The organism is Hoeflea phototrophica DFL-43 (genome assembly GCF_000154705.2).
In the GTDB taxonomy this organism is placed as follows: domain Bacteria; phylum Pseudomonadota; class Alphaproteobacteria; order Rhizobiales; family Rhizobiaceae; genus Hoeflea; species Hoeflea phototrophica.
In genome coordinates, this window is record NZ_CM002917.1 from 2,952,762 (window position 1) to 2,971,405 (window position 18,644).

Annotated in this window: 17 protein-coding genes; 6 read left to right on the forward strand and 11 right to left on the reverse strand. The window is 60.0% G+C overall.

What is annotated here, in order from left to right:
* Positions 1-165: 165 nt before the first annotated feature.
* Both HPDFL43_RS13995 and HPDFL43_RS14000 read left to right on the forward strand, forming a co-directional pair.
* Entirely contained in the window at positions 166-1,653 is a 1,488-nt protein-coding gene (locus HPDFL43_RS13995; RefSeq protein ID WP_007198018.1) for a SulP family inorganic anion transporter, read from the forward strand.
* A 14-nt stretch (positions 1,654-1,667) separates the two neighbouring features.
* Positions 1,668-2,522: a universal stress protein gene (locus HPDFL43_RS14000; RefSeq protein WP_040450234.1), complete on the forward strand. Its 855-nt coding sequence runs from the start codon at positions 1,668-1,670 to the stop codon at positions 2,520-2,522.
* 464 nt (positions 2,523-2,986) lie between these two features.
* On the opposite strand, the gene HPDFL43_RS14005 is transcribed toward HPDFL43_RS14000, so the two are convergent.
* The 5 genes from HPDFL43_RS14005 to HPDFL43_RS14025 form a co-directional block, all read right to left on the reverse strand.
* Positions 2,987-3,868: a sensor domain-containing diguanylate cyclase gene (locus tag HPDFL43_RS14005; protein ID WP_156970279.1), complete on the reverse strand. Its 882-nt coding sequence runs from the start codon at positions 3,866-3,868 to the stop codon at positions 2,987-2,989.
* 61 nt (positions 3,869-3,929) lie between these two features.
* Entirely contained in the window at positions 3,930-4,733 is an 804-nt protein-coding gene (locus HPDFL43_RS14010) for an alpha/beta fold hydrolase (protein WP_007198021.1), read from the reverse strand.
* A gap of 287 nt (positions 4,734-5,020) precedes the next feature.
* Complete coding sequence (locus tag HPDFL43_RS14015; RefSeq protein WP_007198022.1) at positions 5,021-5,944, reverse strand: bifunctional enoyl-CoA hydratase/phosphate acetyltransferase; 924 nt, start codon at positions 5,942-5,944, stop codon at positions 5,021-5,023.
* A 249-nt stretch (positions 5,945-6,193) separates the two neighbouring features.
* Positions 6,194-6,775, reverse strand: a complete 582-nt coding sequence (locus tag HPDFL43_RS14020; protein ID WP_007198023.1) for a cytochrome b/b6 domain-containing protein — start codon at positions 6,773-6,775, stop codon at positions 6,194-6,196.
* Positions 6,775-7,047, reverse strand: coding sequence for a PepSY domain-containing protein (locus HPDFL43_RS14025; protein WP_007198024.1), 273 nt, complete (start codon positions 7,045-7,047; stop codon positions 6,775-6,777). Before HPDFL43_RS14025 ends, HPDFL43_RS14020 begins: the two co-directional genes overlap by 1 nt.
* 37 nt (positions 7,048-7,084) lie before the next feature.
* On the opposite strand from HPDFL43_RS14025, the gene HPDFL43_RS14030 reads away from it, so the two are divergent.
* From HPDFL43_RS14030 to HPDFL43_RS14040, 3 genes are read left to right on the forward strand one after another with little or no spacing between them, the layout of a single operon-like run.
* A complete protein-coding gene (locus tag HPDFL43_RS14030; RefSeq protein WP_007198025.1) occupies positions 7,085-7,492 on the forward strand; it encodes a PepSY domain-containing protein in 408 nt (135 codons plus the stop codon).
* Between the two features lie 5 nt (positions 7,493-7,497).
* Positions 7,498-8,169, forward strand: a complete 672-nt coding sequence (locus HPDFL43_RS14035; RefSeq protein WP_040449246.1) for a response regulator transcription factor — start codon at positions 7,498-7,500, stop codon at positions 8,167-8,169.
* Positions 8,166-9,542, forward strand: a complete 1,377-nt coding sequence (locus HPDFL43_RS14040; RefSeq protein WP_007198027.1) for a sensor histidine kinase — start codon at positions 8,166-8,168, stop codon at positions 9,540-9,542. The genes HPDFL43_RS14035 and HPDFL43_RS14040 overlap by 4 nt, the downstream gene beginning before the upstream one ends.
* Before the next feature lie 191 nt (positions 9,543-9,733).
* On the opposite strand, the gene HPDFL43_RS14045 is transcribed toward HPDFL43_RS14040, so the two are convergent.
* The 6 genes from HPDFL43_RS14045 to HPDFL43_RS21995 form a co-directional block, all read right to left on the reverse strand.
* Positions 9,734-11,023 (reverse strand): DUF3422 family protein, encoded by a 1,290-nt coding sequence (locus HPDFL43_RS14045; RefSeq protein ID WP_040449247.1) that lies wholly within the window; start codon positions 11,021-11,023, stop codon positions 9,734-9,736.
* A 175-nt stretch (positions 11,024-11,198) separates the two neighbouring features.
* A complete protein-coding gene (locus HPDFL43_RS14050) occupies positions 11,199-13,394 on the reverse strand; it encodes a TRAP transporter permease (RefSeq protein ID WP_052093323.1) in 2,196 nt (731 codons plus the stop codon).
* Positions 13,395-13,493: 99 nt separating this feature from the next.
* Entirely contained in the window at positions 13,494-14,492 is a 999-nt protein-coding gene (locus HPDFL43_RS14055; RefSeq protein ID WP_007198030.1) for a TAXI family TRAP transporter solute-binding subunit, read from the reverse strand.
* A gap of 123 nt (positions 14,493-14,615) precedes the next feature.
* Complete coding sequence (locus HPDFL43_RS14060) at positions 14,616-15,956, reverse strand: sigma-54-dependent transcriptional regulator (RefSeq protein ID WP_007198031.1); 1,341 nt, start codon at positions 15,954-15,956, stop codon at positions 14,616-14,618.
* Positions 15,953-17,686, reverse strand: coding sequence for a sensor histidine kinase (locus HPDFL43_RS14065; protein WP_007198032.1), 1,734 nt, complete (start codon positions 17,684-17,686; stop codon positions 15,953-15,955). The genes HPDFL43_RS14060 and HPDFL43_RS14065 overlap by 4 nt, the downstream gene beginning before the upstream one ends.
* 10 nt (positions 17,687-17,696) lie before the next feature.
* The gene (locus HPDFL43_RS21995; RefSeq protein ID WP_156970281.1) at positions 17,697-18,089 is read right to left on the reverse strand and encodes a hypothetical protein; all 393 of its coding nucleotides are present in this window, start codon (positions 18,087-18,089) and stop codon (positions 17,697-17,699) included.
* Between HPDFL43_RS21995 and HPDFL43_RS14070 the strand changes: the two genes are divergently transcribed.
* Complete coding sequence (locus HPDFL43_RS14070) at positions 18,088-18,636, forward strand: biotin transporter BioY (protein ID WP_007198033.1); 549 nt, start codon at positions 18,088-18,090, stop codon at positions 18,634-18,636. The two genes, HPDFL43_RS21995 and HPDFL43_RS14070, sit on opposite strands and share 2 nt — an antisense overlap.
* Positions 18,637-18,644: the final 8 nt, after the last annotated feature.

Consider the following 18,644-nt stretch of genomic DNA (forward strand, 5'->3'; position numbering starts at 1 on the left):
CATTGCGGGCTTATACCTGTAACGAGACGGCAACTTACAGACCCCACCGGGTTCAAGACCCATTGGCAGTTCCGGCGCCGCGCCGGCAACCTGTTCAGCAGAATTCCGGTTTTCCGGTTCTTTACCGACCCTCCCGCCTCCCAACGGACAGGACGACAATTTCCCATGATCTCGTTCAACAGCTATCTCGCGCAATGGACCGGCAATGTCCGCGGCGACGTCCTTTCAGGACTTGTCGTCGCCCTTGCCCTGATCCCCGAAGCCATCGCCTTTTCCATCATCGCCGGCGTCGACCCCAAGGTCGGCCTCTATGCCTCGTTTTCGATCGCCGTGATCACCGCCATCGTCGGTGGCCGTCCGGGCATGATCTCGGCCGCCACCGCGGCAACTGCGGTGCTGATGGTAACGCTGGTCAAGGAGCACGGGCTTGAATATCTGCTCGCAGCCACCGTGCTCGCCGGCCTGATCCAGATCGCCGCCGGCATCGCCCGGCTCGGCTATGTCATGCGGTTTGTGTCGAAATCGGTGATGACCGGCTTCGTCAATGCGCTTGCGATCCTGATCTTCATGGCGCAATTGCCCGAACTGATCGGCGTGCCCTGGCTCACCTATGTCATGGTGGCGGCAGGCCTTGGCATCATCTACCTGTTCCCGCTGATCACCACCGCCATCCCCTCGCCGCTGGTCACCATCGTGGTGCTGACCGCCATCACGTGGTTCTTCGGTTTCGACAACCTGCGCACCGTCGGCGACATGGGCGCCCTGCCCGACACGTTGCCGGTGTTCCTGATCCCCGACATTCCGCTCAACCTCGAAACACTCTGGATCATCCTGCCCTATTCGGTCGCCGTGGCGGCTGTGGGCCTGCTTGAATCGCTGATGACCCAGTCGATCGTCGACGATCTCACCGACACAAGCTCGAACCGCAACATGGAATGCGTCGGCCAGGGCATCGCCAACACCGCCACCGGCTTCATCGGCGGCATGGCCGGTTGCGCCATGATCGGCCAGTCGATCATCAATGTGAAATCCGGCGGCCGCGGACGCCTCTCGACATTTGTCGCCGGCGCCATGCTGCTGTTCTTCATCGTCGTTCTGGGCGATTCCGTCGCGCAGATCCCGATGGCGGCCCTCGTCGCCATCATGATCATGGTCTCGATCGGCACCTTCTCCTGGTCCTCGCTGAAAAGCCTGCGCACCCATCCGCGCTCGTCCTCGGTGGTGATGCTGGCGACCGTGCTGTTTGTGGTCTTCACCCACAATCTCGCCATCGGCGTTCTGGTCGGCGTGCTGCTCTCGGGCATTTTCTTCGCCTGGAAGATCTCCCAGCTGTTTGGCGTCCGCTCGACGCTGTCGGAAGATGGCCGCACCCGCACCTACATCGTTGAAGGTCAGTTGTTTTTCGCCTCCGCCGATGATTTCATGCAGGCCTTCGACTTCCGCGAAGTGCTCGAAAAGGTCGTCATCGATGTGTCCCGCGCCCATATCTGGGATATCTCCAGCGTCGCAGCCCTCGATATGGCGGTGCTCAAATTCCGCCGTGATGGTGCCGAGGTGGAGATCATCGGCATGAACGAAGCGTCCGAAACCATCGTCGACCGGCTGGCCATACACGACAAGCCGGGCGCGATGGACAAGCTGATGTCGCACTGATGAAGGACCCCGCCATGACCAACACCATTCTCGCTCTTGTTGACGGGTCCATCTACTCGAAAAGCGTCTGCGATCACGCCGCCTGGGCTGCCGAGCGCATGGGCGCCGGCGTCGAACTGATGCATGTGCTCGACCGCCTGGGCGGTGCGGAAAACTCGGACCTTTCAGGCTCCATCGCGCTAGGCGCACGCTCGGCGCTGCTCGACAAGCTCTCTGCACTCGATGAACAGCGCTCGAAACTGCTGAGCCAGAAGGGCCGCGCGATCCTCGATGACGCCCGCGAGATCATCGAGACCGCAGGTCAGAGCGTCACCGCCGCCCATCTGCGCCAGGGGGAACTGATCGAAACCGTTCAGGCCCAGGAAAACCGCGCGGCCATGATCATGATCGGCAAGCGCGGCGAGGAAGCCGATTTCGCCAGCCTCCGGCTGGGCTCGCATCTCGAAAGCCTGGTTCGCGCCAGCCACCGCCCGGTGTTCGTCGCCTCGCGCGCCTTCAAGCCAATCGACCGCGCCATCATCGCCTATGATGGCGGCGCCTCGAGCCAGCGCGTGGTCGATCATGTCGCCCGCAATCCGCTGTTTGCCAACCTCGCCATCGAGGTCATCACCGTCGGACAGAAGAACCGCGAGACGGAAAAGGGCCTTGAGAACGCAAGCGCAATCCTCAACGGCGCAGGCCTCGAAGTGGAAACCAAGATCCTCGCCGGCCAGCCCGACGAGGTCCTGGGCGCCCGCGTCGAGGAAGCAGGCGCATCCATCGTGGTCATGGGCGCCTACGGCCACTCAAGAATCCGCAGCTTCGTCATCGGCTCGACGACGAGTGAGATGCTCAGATCCTGCAAGGCGCCTGTGCTGTTGATGCGGTGAGCTGGGGGATGGCGCGGATGCCGCTGGCTGGGAAATGCCGGAGACGGCAAGCAGGGGGAAGCGAGTTGCCATTGGCCAAATCGGAGTCGCTGTCCCCGGAACGTTCGCCTTTCAGTCGCCACACGGAAGGGTCGGCCATGCTGAGTCTGTGTGGATTGCTGGTTTCGGTAAAGACAATGAAATACCGGGACCGACCAACATGATCACGACAAGCACAATGGTACGCCGATAGCTCGCCCACGCTGTCCGCCGGACCAGCTGCATCAAGCGGCGCACGGCTCTTCCACCGGCCAAACGGAACTTTCTCCTGACCGCAAAGAACAAAGGGCCGACAGATGCGTGCCCCCAAGCCGGTCATCTCCAACCTGATGGTTTGTAGGAGAAAGCCGCCAGTGGCGGCGGCAGGCGCAAATGTTCAGCAATGATGGGAACCGGTCGGTCGCACAAGTTCGCGCCTTGGGGCCTTATGAGGCGTGACGCACAGCATTCCGGCCGGGTCGTTGCATGTAGGCTGGCAACTGCACAGCGGTTCTGTCCCGGCCACCGGCCTTGGCGTCGTACAGCGCTTTGTCGGCGAATTTCAGAACATCGCCAGAACTTGCGGAAAACAGTCTTGTTCGACCGGAAATACCTATGCTGACAGTGTAGGCGCAAGGCGCGTCCGCAGATTTCGATACCGCTGCCATTATCCGATCGGCGAGCACCTGCGCACCGCTCAAATCCGTATCGTGAAGGACGCAGACGAATTCGTCGCCGCCCAACCTGGCAACGACGTCCGTTTCCCGACAGACACTTTGAAGAACCTTTGCCAGCGCGCAGAGGACCTGGTCGCCTGCGTCGTGCCCGTAGGAATCATTGATCAATTTGAAATTGTCGATATCCATCATCAGCAGCGACAAGGGTTGGTCAGACCTGTCAGCTTCCTTGAACAGACGCTCCAGGACCGCCTCCAGTTCACGACGATTGGAAACGCCGGTCAGTGAATCCGTCCGCGATAATTGATCGAGTTGATCACGCTGCTCCTCCAGGGCGTACCTTGTGGCCTCCAGTTTCTGCAACAGCTTGTTTCTGTTGTCGGCTTCCACGAACACCCAGGTCAAGGTATCATTGGGCACGCAACGCACATTGGCCAGCATGGGCACCTGCTCGCCACGCGAGTTCAACAGATAGAGCAGTATTTCGGAACATCGTCCCTGGTGCATTGTGGTCGGGATGACGAAGCTCTCGCAAAACAATTGTGATGCGCGGCTAAACACCGTTTTGATGGGCTTATCGATCAGCGAAGCCGGGTCCCAACCAAGATAATCGCGGAAATACTGGTTTGCAAACAACACCTTGCGATCCATGGTGGTGACCAGGCAGCCGCAGGGAAAATGATCCACATCAACCAGATCGCTACGCTCGAGCCTATCCACGCGCAAACTCCAGCAGCAAAGGCGCAATCTGATCGGGATGGGTCATATGCAGGCAATGACCATTTGCCTCGATGATTTCCATTTTTGCATTGGGCATCTGCGCCTGCAGGAACTCGCCGACCGAGACAGAGGCCAGCGCGTCTTCGGCGCTTTGAAGGATCAGCGTGGGTTGCTGTGCGCGCGAAAGAAGGTGGCGGCAATCGGAGAAGAATGTTGCCTTTGCAAACGTCTTGGCAAAAACCGGATCCGTGGAGCAGAAACTGTCGGTCAATTCCGCCACCATGTTCTCGCCACTGGTTCCCATGACGAGGGGCGCAAGGTGATTGGCCCACCCAATGTGGTTCCTGTCCATCAGGTCGATCAGACCTTCGAGGTCGTCGCGTTCAAATCCGCCATAATAGTGCGGCGGATCGTTCAAGAAGGATGGCGAGGGACAGATCATGGCAAGCTTGGCGATCAGGCTGGGAGCCTTCAGCGCGGCGATCATTCCGGTCATCGAGCTGACCGAATGACCAAGGAAAGTAACGCCCGTCAGTTCCAAAGCTTCACAGACATCGATGATGTCCTGTGCGTATCCATCCAAAACGGAATATTTCTTGAGGCTGAAGGCCTTGGGATCGGATTTTCCGCTCCCGACATAATCAAACAGGACGATCCGAAACTGGTCCTGAAAATGCGGTGTCAGAAAGCGCCACATATTCTGGTCGCAACCAAATCCATGCGCCATGACCAGCGTCCTGTCACCATCCCCAATGACATTGACATTGTTTCGTTTGAGCGTATCGGCAACGACCATGAGCTTGCATTCTCCCCTCGAAACCATATGCCGAACTGCAAACAGACGGTTCCCAACATATATCTAATTTGAAGTATTTAATTTAGTGTTCGCGAAGACGCAGTTCGAGCCAGAAAGCCCCGATAAACAGAAATCTCCCCCGCTACGAAGCGCCTGCAGACAAAGACGGACAGCTGGCATTGGTTGACTCCCGATCGAAGCTCCATTCCGGCGCCGATACCGGCCCGTCATCACCCGCAAACCCGATGCTCCATCTCGCCCATTACCGGCGGAAGCACCCAGTACCCCTAACCCGGCACCTCCAGCGGCCGCTCGCGCCGCCAGTGGTAAAACACCTTGGCCAGCGCGGCCGAGACGATGCGGGCATCCACGGTGTCCGACCGGCTGGTCAGCATGATCGGGACGCGGGCGCCGAGCGCAATGCCCGCTGACGACGCGCCGGCGAGGTAGATCAGCTGCTTCGCCATCATGTTGCCGCTTTCAAGATCGGGGGCCACCAGAATGTCGGCATGGCCCGCCACGTCCGAGACAATGCCCTTTGCGGCCGCGGCGGCAGGCGAGATCGCGTTGTCGAAGGCGAGCGGCCCGTCGACCTTGCCGCCAACGATCTGGCCACGGTCATGCATCTTGCAGATCGCCGCGGCGAGCAGCGTCGAGGGCAGCTTGCTGGTTACCGTTTCCACCGCGGAGAGCAGCGCCACCAGCGGCACCTCCACCCCCAGCGCGATGGCCAGGTCGATGGCGTTCTGCACGATGTCCTTGAGCGCCTCGAGATCGGGCGAAATGTTGATCGCCGCATCGGTGACAAACAGCGTCCGGTCCTGCCCCGGCACATCGAGCGCGAAGACATGGGAAAGCCGCCGCTCGGTCCTCAGCCCCTTGGCCTTGTCGAGCACCGCCGAGAGCAGCTCGTCGGTGTGCAGCTTGCCCTTCATCAGCGCACCGGCGCGCCCTTCGTGCACCAGCGCCACGGCCACTTCGGCTGCTGCGTGGCTGTGCGGCGCATCCACGATCTCCAGCCCGGTGAGATCAAGCCCGGCTGTCTCGCTCGCAGCCTGGATCTTGGCCCTCGGGCCGACCAGCACCGGCGTGATCATACCCTCGTCGCGCGCCGCAAGCGCGCCACCGAGGCTCAGCGCATCACAGGGGTGAACAACCACCGTCAGCAGCGGATCGAGCGCGCGCGCCCGTTCCACCAGGGCGCTCTGCACCCGATCGCCTGTTGCAATCCGGTCTCTGCTGCGGTTCCCGATCAAATCCACTGCCCTGCCCCCATGTCCGGATCCTGTCTGCCCCGGATCCTGTCTGACGCACGGTCCAGCTTGCACGAGCCCCGTGTCCGAGACAAGACAAAGGACAAAAAAGCGGCCCGCCGCTCTGATCAACAGAACCGGCAGGCCGCCCGGCGCGCAAAGGGGCAGGTGCACGCCAATTCGGCAATCGGCTTTCGTCCACCCGGCTCAGGCCACATCCTCTGGTCCGGGAGCGCGCTTACGCCCCGTCACCATGGCCCGGACCAGGTTTTCACCATGCTCGAAGCTGGCAACGATCACCCCGCACAGATGCAGGGCCACCAGACCAAGGGCGGCAAAGGCGCTCGCCTCATGCAGGTCTTCAACCCATCCGACACCCCACCAGGCATCAGTTGTCATCATGTACCCGGTCAGCGAGATCACCGCGATGACGGCGATCAATGCGATCACCATAAGTCCACCGGCCGGATTGTGGCCGAGGTAACGCCGGGCTTTCATCCGCATCGTGTCGCCGATAAAACCAGCGACCGTGGAGGGCCGGTTCAGGAAGGACGAAAACCGGGCGTATCGCGATCCGATCAGCCCCCAAACCACGCGGACCGCAATCAAACCGGTGATCACATATCCTGCCGTTTCATGCGGGGTCTTGAGCTCATCGCCTGTGAGAAAAGCGAAGGCGAACAGGCCCACCAGCGACCAGTGAAAAATTCGGACCAGCGGGTCCCACACCAGGATGGTCGCCGGCGATGCATTATCGCCAGCTTCCATTGCAGCCTTGGCCGCTGCCATCAGTCGTCTGCCTTCACCTTCACGACATTGCCGGTGCCGGGATGAAAATAGATCTCGACGCGCTTGCCGGCCTTGTCGGTTGCATAGGCTTCCAGGCACCCGTCATCGACCTCGACCTTGCGGACCTTGTAACCAAGCTTCTCGGCCTTGGCGGTAATGGCGGCAACGCTGAGCCACTGGTCGCGCGGCACACTCGGACAGTCATCCGTGGCAAAAGCTGCGGCTGGTGCAAAGGTGGCAATCAGGGTAGCAATGATAAGAGGGGTCTTCATGGCGTGTCTCCTTTGGAAGTGTATGGGCTAATGCCCGTTGACAACGCCTTTCTCGCAAAGCCAGCATGACAGTCCGCTGATCGCCGCTGTCAGCGAATTGTCATCTTGGGAAAGCGATGATGCGCGCATGATCCGGTTTGTTTTTGCAGTTCTCTGCCTGTTTGCAGCGGCGCCAGCGCATGCCAGCGACGACGATCACGATGACGACCGCAAGGACCGCGCCGGGTTGAACGCAGCCATTGAGCGCGGCGAGATCCTCTCACTGTCCGAAATCCTGAAGCGGGTGACCCCAAAGCTGGAAGGGCGCATCGTCGAAATCGAGTTCGAGTATGAAGATGGCCGGCCAATCTACGAGATCTATGTTCTGCGCAAGGACGGCCGCCGGCTTGAATTCGAAATCGACGCGCAGACCGCGCGGATTCTCGACCTCAAAGATGAAGATTGATCACGATGCGCATCCTGCTCGCAGAAGACGATGACCGCATCCGCCAGGATGTCAGCCGCGCGCTCGAGGCGGCCGGGTATGTGGTCGACAGCGAGGCCAATGGCGAGGAAGCCTGGTTTCTGGGCGACACCGAAACCTATGCCGCAGCCATTCTCGATCTCGGCCTGCCCGGAATGGACGGGCTTGCCGTGCTCAAGCGCTGGCGCGCGGCGGGCCGGGACTTTCCGGTCCTGGTGCTGACCGCGCGCGGGACCTGGAGCGAACGGGTTGAAGGCATCGATTCAGGTGCCGACGACTATTTGCCAAAACCGTTCCGGATGGAGGAAATGCTGGCCCGGCTGCGCGCCATCATCCGCCGTTCGGGCGGGCTCGCCAATCCGGTTGTCTCGGTTGGCGACATCGAACTCGACACCAGGCAGATGCGCCTGAGCGTGGCCGGAGTGCCCGTCAGTCTTTCGCCGCAGGAATACCGCCTTGTCGCCTATCTGATGCTCAACAAGGGCCGCGTGGTGCCCCAGCAGGAACTTTCCGAACATTTGCAATCGGTGCATTTCGAACGCGAATCCAACGCGGTCGAAGTGCTGGTTGGCCGTGTCCGGCGCAAGCTGCCTGCAAACCTGATCACCACCCGCCGAGGCTTCGGCTACATCGTTGAAGAGCAGGAAACCGCGACGTGAAACCGATCCGGTCCCTGCGCTTCAGACTGTTTGCCTTCGCCGCAATCGTGGTTGCAGCCGCATTGCTGGTGACCGGGTTCAGCCTCTCGGCGCTGTTTGCCGGTCATGTCGAGCGCCGCGTCGGCCAGGAACTCGACACCCATCTCAACCAGTTGATCGGGGGGCTTCGGATCGATGCACAGGGCCTGTCGCTTTTGCGCGAACCGGTCGACCCGCGCTTTCAGGCGGTCTTTGGCGGGCTGTACTGGCAGGTCAACGACATCACCGCCGGCACGGTTCTCAGGTCAAGGTCGCTTTGGGACACCTATCTTGAGGTGCCCGGCGATGGGCTTGTGCCCGGCCAGACCCATGTCCATGACATCGAAGGTCCGCAAGCGACCACCCTGTTGACCCACGAGACCATGATCGTGCTCACAGCCCCGGGCGGGGAACACCAGTTGCGGGTCTCGGCTGCCATCGACCGGGCCGATATCAACGCGCTGGCCAGCGGCTTTTCGCGCGACCTGGCACCCGTTCTCGCCATTCTGGGCGCGGTCCTGATGATCGGATTCATGCTACAGATCCGCGCAGGCCTCAAGCCTGTCCATCGTGTTCTGGCAGGGGTCAACGCCATCCGCTCGGGCGGCGCCAATCGCTTGTCCCGCGACGGCGTGCCCGAGGAGATCGCCCCGCTGCTTGAGGAGGTCAACGCCCTGCTTGACGCCCAGGACGCAACGATCAGCCGGGCGCGGGATCGCGCCGCCAATCTTGCCCATGGGCTGAAGACACCGCTCACGGCCCTCGAGGGCGACATCGAACGGCTGCGTCAAAAGGGCGAAACTGAAATTGCCGATGAGATTGAAGAACTCGCCCTGCGGATGCGCCGCCACACCGAGCGCGAACTGGCGCGCGCCAGACTGCGCCACGGCCGCAGCACCGGACAGATACCGCTGCTGCCGCATGCGCAAGCCATACTGCGCACGCTCAAGCGCACGCCAGCAGGCGAAGCGCTCGATCTGCAATGCCGGATCGAACCGGCCCTCACCATTGCAATCGATGTAGAGGATCTCAATGAACTGATCGGCAATCTTGCCGAAAACGCGGTGCGTTATGCCCGCACCACGGTTGTCATCGAGGCCGAAGCCACAGCAGACGCCATCACCATCCGGATAAGCGATGATGGTCCCGGTATCGAGGCTCCGCAAACTCACCAAGCCGACACAAAATTCAAACGGCTCGACGAAAGCGGAATGGGCGCAGGCCTTGGCCTGGCGATCGCCGGAGACATCAGCGACAGCGTCGGCGGCCGGCTTGAAATGGACCGTTCGGCATTGGGCGGCGCGGAAGCCCGGATCACGGTGCCACTCAGACCCCGGCCGACCCCGCCGGGTTAGACCTACCGCCCCGGCCATTTCAGATTAACAACGCGGCAAAGGATGAGACGGCCACATCCCGCACTCCACAAAGCTGATCAGCCGTTGCGGACAGCTTTCGGGGAAAACGTTCTTGTAACCGGGCAAGCGTGGTAATTGCGTCCCGATCGATACCGGGACGCAAGCGGATGGTCATGCCTCAAACGGGCATTTCACTTGCTGCTTGCCTCTTCGGCCTTGTCTTCGCCGATGTGCCCCTTGCGGATGGAGCGCACCACCATCCATGTAAAGCCAATGGCGATGGGCACAAAGGCAGCTGACAGCAGACCCGGTTGAATCGGCAGATCGAGCCCTTCCAATGGCTTGGCGAGATAACCGAACAGGCCGACAATATAGTAGGATATGGCCGCCACCGAGAGCCCTTCAACGGTCTGTTGCATCCGCAGCTGCAGCTTGACCCGCCGGTTCATCGAGCTCAATAGCGCGCTGTTTTGCTGTTCCAATTCCACATCGATCCAGCTTCGCAAAAGCGCGGTCGCCCGAGACAGCTTGCGCGACAGGTTCGCCTGGCGCTCTTCAATCGACTGGCACGTGCGCATGGCTGGCGCCAGGCGCTTTTCGAGAAACGCGCCGATGGTCTCAAAACCGGGCTGAGCGGTCTCGTTGAGCGAGGCGATACGCTCACGCACGATGTTGTAGTAGGCGCGGCTCGCACCGAACCGATAGAGGCTGAGCGCCGCATTGGCTTCAAGTTCAGCGGCCAGAACCGTGATGTCGGAAAGCAGGCTGTCGGCATTTTCGCGCGCACCCGACTTCATTCCCTGGGTGATCTTGGTCAACCCGTCCTCGATACGCCGCATCTCAGGTGAGAGTGAACGCGCCAGAGCCAGACCAAGCGCTGCCAACGTGCGGTAGGTCTCGATGTCGAGCAAACGCTGCACCACCGCTCCGCGGCCCGCATCCGTCATGCCCTTGTCGATCACCAGAAAACGGGTAAGCCCGTCGCCGTCCTGGCGGAAATCAGTTGCGATCAACGCCTGCCCGTCCTTGACGTCGCTCAGGCACAAGCTGGTCGGATCAAAACTTGCCAGCGCCGCCTCAGTTTCAGCGGAATCCGGACGCACCTCGAGCCGAATGCCGGCGATCAGATTGCCGGGTGGCGAGAACTGATCTCCGAAGGGGTGGGTGTCGAGCCCGTCACCGAATTTGGCCGGAACCGGCGCATCCCAGAAGTAGGTCGAAAATTCCGTGTGCCGTTCCCAGCGGAGAGTCCCCTGCCCCCAACTCATGGAGAAATGCGCGGCATCCCGGCCAGGTGCTGCCACACCGCGGGCACGCGCCAGTTCAGCCAGCACCGCGTGGTCAACGACTGCACCGCCTTCGGTCAGAAACGCCAGATGAAAGATAACCCGTGATTGCCCCACCAGTGCAAACGGACGGGCATGTATTTCACCAAGTGCCTCCGAGCGTCCCTGCGCCATCGGAAAAGAAAACCTGCCCATGCTGTTGTTCCCCGTCATCACCAGTACAATCAGAACGCCGGATCACTGCCAGCCCCGAATGGTGAGCATTTAGGGCCAGCAGATCAATTACGTAAAGTCTATATGTTGATAACATACGCAACGCAGGCGTGACGGGATCAGTCTTGCGACACAAGGCAGCACCGGCAGGACGAGGTCAGCCGGCCAGGGCCCTCTCCCGTTCCCGGCCCCGGCGGCCCGAGAGAACAATCACAGAGAGCACAAGCCCGGCTCCGATCAGATTGGCAGTCCAGTTGAGCGGCCAGTAAGCGCCCACCGCACCTGCGATGATCAGCACATAGAGCAAGGGATTGAGTGGCCCTTCCGCATAACGCTGGATCAACGCGTTGGTCGCATAAATGCCGAAAAGCGCGAAGAAGCCGATTTGCAGGATCTCGTTGAAGCTTCCCGTCAGAAGCGGGGTATAGGCGAACATAAGCGGCACGATGTAGAGACCCTTGGCGATCTTCCAGCTCTCGAACCCCGTCGCCATCGGCTTGGAGCCGGCTATGCCCGCGGCCGTGAAGGCTGCAAGACAGACCGGCGGCGTCACATTGCTGTCCTGGCTCAGCCAGAAGATGATCAGATGCGCGGTCAGCAGAAATGAGGTCTGGATCGCGGGATCGACCAGCAACGGACGCACCGTGATCGCCATCTCGAACGGCATCGCCGCCATCAGCGCGACCGCCTCCTCACGCAGCATTCCGGTGGCAACCTTGGCAACATGCGGACTGTCAACCAACATGAAGAAAGCCGACTTGCTCGGATCCGTAATGCCGGCCACCAGCTGATCAATGATGATGCTGTCAGCCAGAATGCCCGCCAGCGCTGGTGCGGTGAGGATGGCCAGGATGATGTAGGCCGCCGTTACCGGAAGCCCCATGCCAAGCACCAGCGAAGCCAGGCCGATGAGCAGGATCGCAATGACCAGCGATCCACCCGACCATTGCGCGATCATCAGCGAGAAGCCGTTGCCAATCCCGCTTGTGACAATCGCGTTGTTCATGATGCCGATGGTCACCAGCAGAATGCCGGTCATCACCGAGGACTTGATGCCGATCAGCAATGCTTCGCTGATTTTCGACGGCCCCATTTGCACCGGCTCGAAGGCATCCGAGCCAACCACCTTTGCAAGGACAGAGGTCAACCATGAGACCACCACCAGCGCCGCGATCGCCCAGGAGGCCGCATAGCTCGGCGTGACGCCACTCATCAGCAGATAGATCATGACTGCGAGCGGCAGCACGAAAACCAGGCCACCGGAAACCAGCTTGCCCTTGTTGATCACCAGATCAATGCCCTCACCAACCTGATACTTCACCGCTTCGATGCGCACGATGAAGGCGACCGAGAGGAAGTACAAAATGGCGGGAACGATCGAGAGCGTAACAATGGTCGAATACGGAATTGCGGTGTAGCTCGCCATCACGAAGGCGCCCGCGCCCATGATCGGCGGCATCAGCTGACCACCGGTTGAGGCGGCGGCCTCCACACCGGCAGCAAATTTCGGCCGGAAGCCGTTTGATTTCATCAGCGGAATGGTGATCACGCCTGTCGAGGCTGTGTTGGCAATCGCCGAACCACTGATGGTTCCTGTCAGAGCCGAGGACAGCACGGCCACAAAGGCCGCTCCACCCCGCGTACGTCCTGCCACCACCTTGGACAGTTCGATGACAAAATCGCTGGCACCGGAGGCCACGAGAAAGCCACCGAAAATCATGAACAGCGTGATGTTGGTGACCGAAATGCTGGCAAGAATGCCGAACATGCCCTCGTCATTGTAGAGCGTTCTGAACAGCACATCATTGAGCGGCAGGCTGGCGGCGCGGAACACGCCAGGCAGATAGCTGCCCAGAAACAGGATGTAAGCCAGCGACGTGAGGACCAGGATCGGGATCACCCAACCCGAGACACGGCGCGACAGATCCAGTGCCGCAAAGATCAGAAGGCAGCCCGCAAGCCAGTCAACCCAGGTGAATTGCCAGGACTGCCCAGTGACCGCAAGCGTGCGTTCATAGACACCGTTTTCGGCGTAGGCCACCCACAATGCGGCGGCTGCAATCGCCCCGCCATAGAGAAAATCGAGCGCAACCGCCCAGCCCCTGGAGCTGTTTCGCCCAAACGGGCTCATTGTCACCGCCGCAAGAAAGGCAAACCCGGCGAAATGGATCGCGTTTTGCCACTTGCCCGGCTCGTTGAGCCAGATGTTGGTCGCGATGTGCCACAGCGCGAAACAGATGGCGAAGCCGACAACGGCCAGCCGGATCGGGCTGCCGCGCGTTGGCATTTCGGAAAGCCAGAAAGCGCGTTCATCAATGGGTGCGGTGGGCTGTGTCGGCTCGGAGTTGTTCATCCTGATGCCAATCTTGTCTGTTTCGGGCGATATGATTGAGGCGGCCAATATAAGGAAGGCGGAGGTCACCCCCCGCCTTCGATTGCTTGGTCCGCCTTGTTACGGCATCAGGTGTGCTGGAATTTCCAGGCCGGCTTCCTGATAGTAACGCGCTGCGCCCGGATGCAGCTTCACTGGCAACCCGGCCATGGCCTTCTCAACAGCCATCGCCTTGGTGGCAGGATGGATCGCGGTCAGGAAGCCAAGGTTCTCATACATGGTCTTGGTCAGCAGATAGACGTGGTTTTCATCGACACTCGCATTGACCGCCAGGAAGTTCGGCTGGGCAATGGTGTTGATGTCCTTGTCCTGACCCGGATAGGTGCCGGCTGCGATGGTGTAGGGAACCCACAGATTACGGCCACCATCCATTTTCGCCAGTTCGTCTTCTGTTACGTCGAGAACAGTGAACTTGCCTTCATTGGACGCCATCAGCTTGGTGATTGCACCGGTTGGCGGTCCGGCGGGAATGCCAGCAGCCACAACTTGGCCATTTGCCATTGCGTCCGTGGTCGGGCCGTATCCGGCATAAACCAGCTCAAAATCCGCCTCAATATCGATGCCAAGGCCCGAAAGCAGAACTCCGTTGGAGCCGATGGTGCCCGAATTCTGGCTGCCCATGCCGGCGGCCATGCCCTTGAGCGCAACCAGATCGCTGACGGTGCCGGTCTCGACGTTTTCGGCAGCGACCACGAACTGCTCCACATTCTGCCAAAGCATGGTCACCGAACGCAGATTTTCCTGAGGCTCGGTGATCGGGCCTGTGCCGGTTGCCGCATAGGAGCCGAACAGACCCTGCAGAATTGCAAAATCGGCTGTGCCCGCACCCATGGCCTGAACATTGGCGCCCGAACCGGCGGAGTTGACCGCTGTCAGGCTGAACTTTTCCTTGGGAAGCAGCTTGACCTTGGTCAGCGTGGAAATGGCAGTGCCGACCGGGTGGTAGGTTCCACCGGTTGAAGCGGTATTGAGAACGTAGTCCTTGGCATCCTGGGCCAGGGTCGAAGTTGCCGAAAGCGCCAGAAATGCGCCTGCAGCCAAAAGTGTGAGCTTTTTCATAAGTGTTCCTCCTTGAAGCGTCGCCTCCACGGCGCCTGACCGACTCTTAAAGGAAAAACGAAATGCGTTGCCATGAAAAATTCCGCCAGCACCGCAAAAACGCCCTGCGGAAATCCGCAGACCTCAGCTGTTCAGGATTGTTTCCTTGTCCAGACCAAGCTTTACAATCTTTTCATTGAGTGTGCGCCGGCCAATACCAAGGGCCGCAGCAACATCATCCATGCGACCATGATGCCGCGCCAGCGCTTTGCCAATCAACTGACGTTCAAAGGCCGCCACGGCCTCCCGCAGCGTTTCAGGTGTCGCGGAATTCTCACGATTGTCGTTCAGCGCACTGTCAACGGATCCTGCACCGCGCCGGGCCGCCAGGACGTGACGCTCACAGACATTGCGCAGCTCCCTTACATTTCCCGGCCAATCATAGGCCAGCAGGGTTGCCACATCGCCCGACGTCAGAACCGGCACCTCGGTCTCATAGGTCGAGGCGAAGATATCCAGATAATGCATGTAGAGAGTGGTGATGTCGTCACGCCGCGCGCGCAGGGGCGGCATCGTCAGCATGATGGTGTTCAGTCTGAAATAGAGGTCCTCGCGAAACTTGCCCTCGCCCATCATTTCTTCCAGGCGCTCGTGGGCGGCGGACACGATCCGAATGTTGGCATTGACCATCTTGGACGTGTTGATCGGCGTGTATTGCTTGGTTTCGATGACGCGAAGCAGCTTGGCCTGAATTTCGAGCGGAATGGCGCCAAGCTCATCAAGGAACAGCGTGCCCCCCTCCGCTTGCGCCAGCAATCCGGGGCCGTTGTCGGCAGTGCCGAACAACACCTCCTCAAACCGGGCGACCGGCACCGCCGCACAATTGATCGGGACGAATGGCTCAGCCGATCTGTGGCCGAGATCGTGCAGCGCCTTCGCCACCAGCTCCTTGCCGGTTCCGGTTTCCCCCAGCAGCATCACATTGACATCCGTCGTGCTCAGATCGACGATCTCGGCACGCAACGCCTTGATCGATGGCGCATTGCCGATCATCACCCGGTCAAGCGCCGACAATTCCGCCAGCCGCACCTTCAGCCTGTCCGCATTGCGCGCCAGCCGGCGCAGCTGGGATGCATTCTCGAGGATCTTGATCAAACGCCTTGGATCAAAGGGTTTTTCAAGAAAACTGTAGGCGCCGTTCTGAATCGCCGAAACCGCCATCGGGATGTCGCCATGGGCTGACATCAAGACGATCGGCACATCGCTCTGCCCCTTGAGCTGCATCTGCAACTCCGTGCCGCTCATGCCCGGCATCCTGACATCACAAAGCAAAACATCGGCATCCTCGCTCTGGATGGTCGAAAGCACATTCTCCGCCCTCGACAGACACGTGACCTCAAAACCGGCCTTCTCAAGCAAGTGGGCAAGCGAATCCCGCATGGCCTTGTCGTCGTCCACGACGGTGATGCGGTAGCCATGGTTCACGCCATAATCTCCTGCTTGATTGCCACAACCGGTATTGTGATCGAGAAAACCGCGCCGCCTCCAGCCCGGTTTTCGGCAGACAGCTCGCCATTGTGTTCCTTGACAATGGAGGAGGCGATCGAGAGCCCCAGCCCCATTCCGTCACCCGACGCGCGCGTGGTGAAGAACGGCTCCTGCAACTGGGACAACCCTCTGTCGCCCAGCCCGACACCATCATCGCTCACCGAAAGCGTGGCCAGGCCCTTCGATTGCGAAACCACGATACCCAATTTTGCCCCGGCGCCCTCTTTCAGCGAATAGAGGGCATTGTTGAGCAGGTTGATCAGAACCTGCTCGAGCCGCAACCTGTTTCCCATCACAGTGACGGAATTGTCGAGCTCGCAGCTGACCTTGATTTCCGCCATATCGAGATCATGCTGCATCAGTTCCAAAGCGCTTCCGACAACATCTTTGAGCAGGACGCGCTCCATTTTCTCTTCGCCAGGTTTTGTAAAGAAACGCAACTGTTTGGTGATGCTCTCCATCCGGTCGACAACACCATTCAGTTTCTGCTGGAGCGGATGATGAGCCCCGTCATTGGCGATTTCCTCTGCGGTCAGATAGTTGCGCAGCGCCGATATGGGTTGCCCCAGCTCATGGACCACCGATGCCGCCAGCTGCCCCAGGGCCGCAAGCTTGCTGGACCGCGCCAGTTCGCTGTGCGCCTGCTCCAGCTGCCTGTTGGCGTTTCTGAGCTGATCCCGGTCCGATTGCGAGATGGCCAGCGCCGCCTGAATGCGTTTCGATCTCAGATAGGTCGCAAACCCGACCAGCAGCGAGATCGCCGATCCGAACACGATCGTTGTCAGCAGGGCGCGCTCATATGCCCGCCCCTCGCTCAACAGGTAATGGATGTTCCAATTCAGATAGTCCGCCTCAGCTTCCGAATAGATGTAGCTGTTGTCGCCAAACCGCACCGAGGCAGGACCGGTTTTCTCCCACGGCAATCGCTCAATGGTCCTGTCTCCGAATTGTTTCGTGGCCCTGATCGAAGCAAACGCATCGGGTGTGAGATCCCTCAATCCACCGAAGAGCCAATCCCGGTTCGACGCCAGCACGACAATGCCGTTGGCATTGGAGGCAAGCACGGTCTCATCACCGTCCTCCCAGGTTTGCTGCAATTCGCTGATGTCCAGCTTGATCGCCATCACACCGGCAACATGTCCATCCGTGTCCATCACCGGCTCGGAGACGAAATATCCTGGGCGCCCGGTGGTCGCGCCAATGCCGAAATAATTGCCGCGCCGGCCTTCGATGGCCTCGGTGAAATAGGGCCGGAAGGCGTAGTTCTGGCCCAGGAAGGACGGCGACTGGTTGAAATTGGAAGACGCCAGAACCAGGCCGTTAACATCCATGAGGTAGATGGCCTCCAGCTCGGATTCCTCGGCAAACCGCTCGAAACGCAGGTTCAGTCTTTGATTTGAAGAGCCGCTCAGGGTTTCCTTGGTGAGCGGGTCCTGCGCCAGCACAAAGGGAAAATACTGATAGCGCTTGAGTGTGTCGTTCAGCGATCTCTTGTAGAGCAGAAGCCGCGTTTCAGCGGCTTCACGATCGAGCGATTTGAAATAGGCAAGCGAGACGGCAAACAGCAGCCCTATTGCCAATGCCGTGATGGAAACCAGAACAACCGCCACGCTGCGCCGGGCCGCTCCCTTAAACGGATAGATGTCCTGTTCGGCGGTTCTGTGCATAAGTTCCTGCTCAATTGCTGCTGAGCCTATATGCCTCGCCGCAGAGCATTTCGGCAACTTTCGGCTTCGGGTTTTTTCCGCCCGCAGGCCGCTTCCCGATAGCAACCGTGCTTTGTGACAAGGCGGAGATCGGCACCAAGGCCGAAAGACGTTCTAAGAAAATACGCTTTTTCTCACGCGCAGATCCCTCACACCACCGATCAAACAATCGCGCATTTTTGTGGGTTCTTGCAAAAAACCTCGTCAAATCATCTGCACTTGCGGCTATAAGGCCTCCATTCAACGGCCAATAGCAGAAAGACAGTCGGGCGGCCGCCAGAGAAGTGGCCAGAGAAGTGGCCAGACAGATTGCTCCCGCACCACGCAGGACTCCAGGATCGTTTTCAAGATAGGATTTTTTCATGCAAACCCGTGACGTCGTTTTCATTGCCCTTTTCGCAGCCATTGTTGCCGCGCTTGGAGTCTTCCCGCCGATCACGATGCCGGTTGTTGCCGTTCCGATCACCGCCCAGTCCCTTGGCGTGATGCTCGCCGGCGGCATTCTGGGCGCAAAACGCGGCGGTCTCGCGCTTGTTCTGTTTCTCGCACTGGTCGCGATCGGCCTGCCGCTGTTGTCGGGCGGACGTGGCGGCTTTGGCGTCTTCATTGGGCCGACTGGAGGTTATCTCGTTGGATGGGCGATTGCCGCATTCATCATCGGCTACCTCACCGAGCGGCTTTGGACCCGGCTCAATTTTGTGCTGGCCTTTGCCATCTGCTTCGCCGGCGCCGTGGTGGTGCTCTACGCCATCGGCGTTCCCTGGAGCGCCTATGTCGCCAAGATCCCGGTGAGCACCGCTCTTGCGGGATCCGCGCCCTTCATCCCCGGCGACATTGTCAAATGCCTGATCGCCGCAGCCGTGATCGTCGTGGTCAAGCGGTCCTATCCGATCATCACGTCAAAAGCCTGATGGTGGCC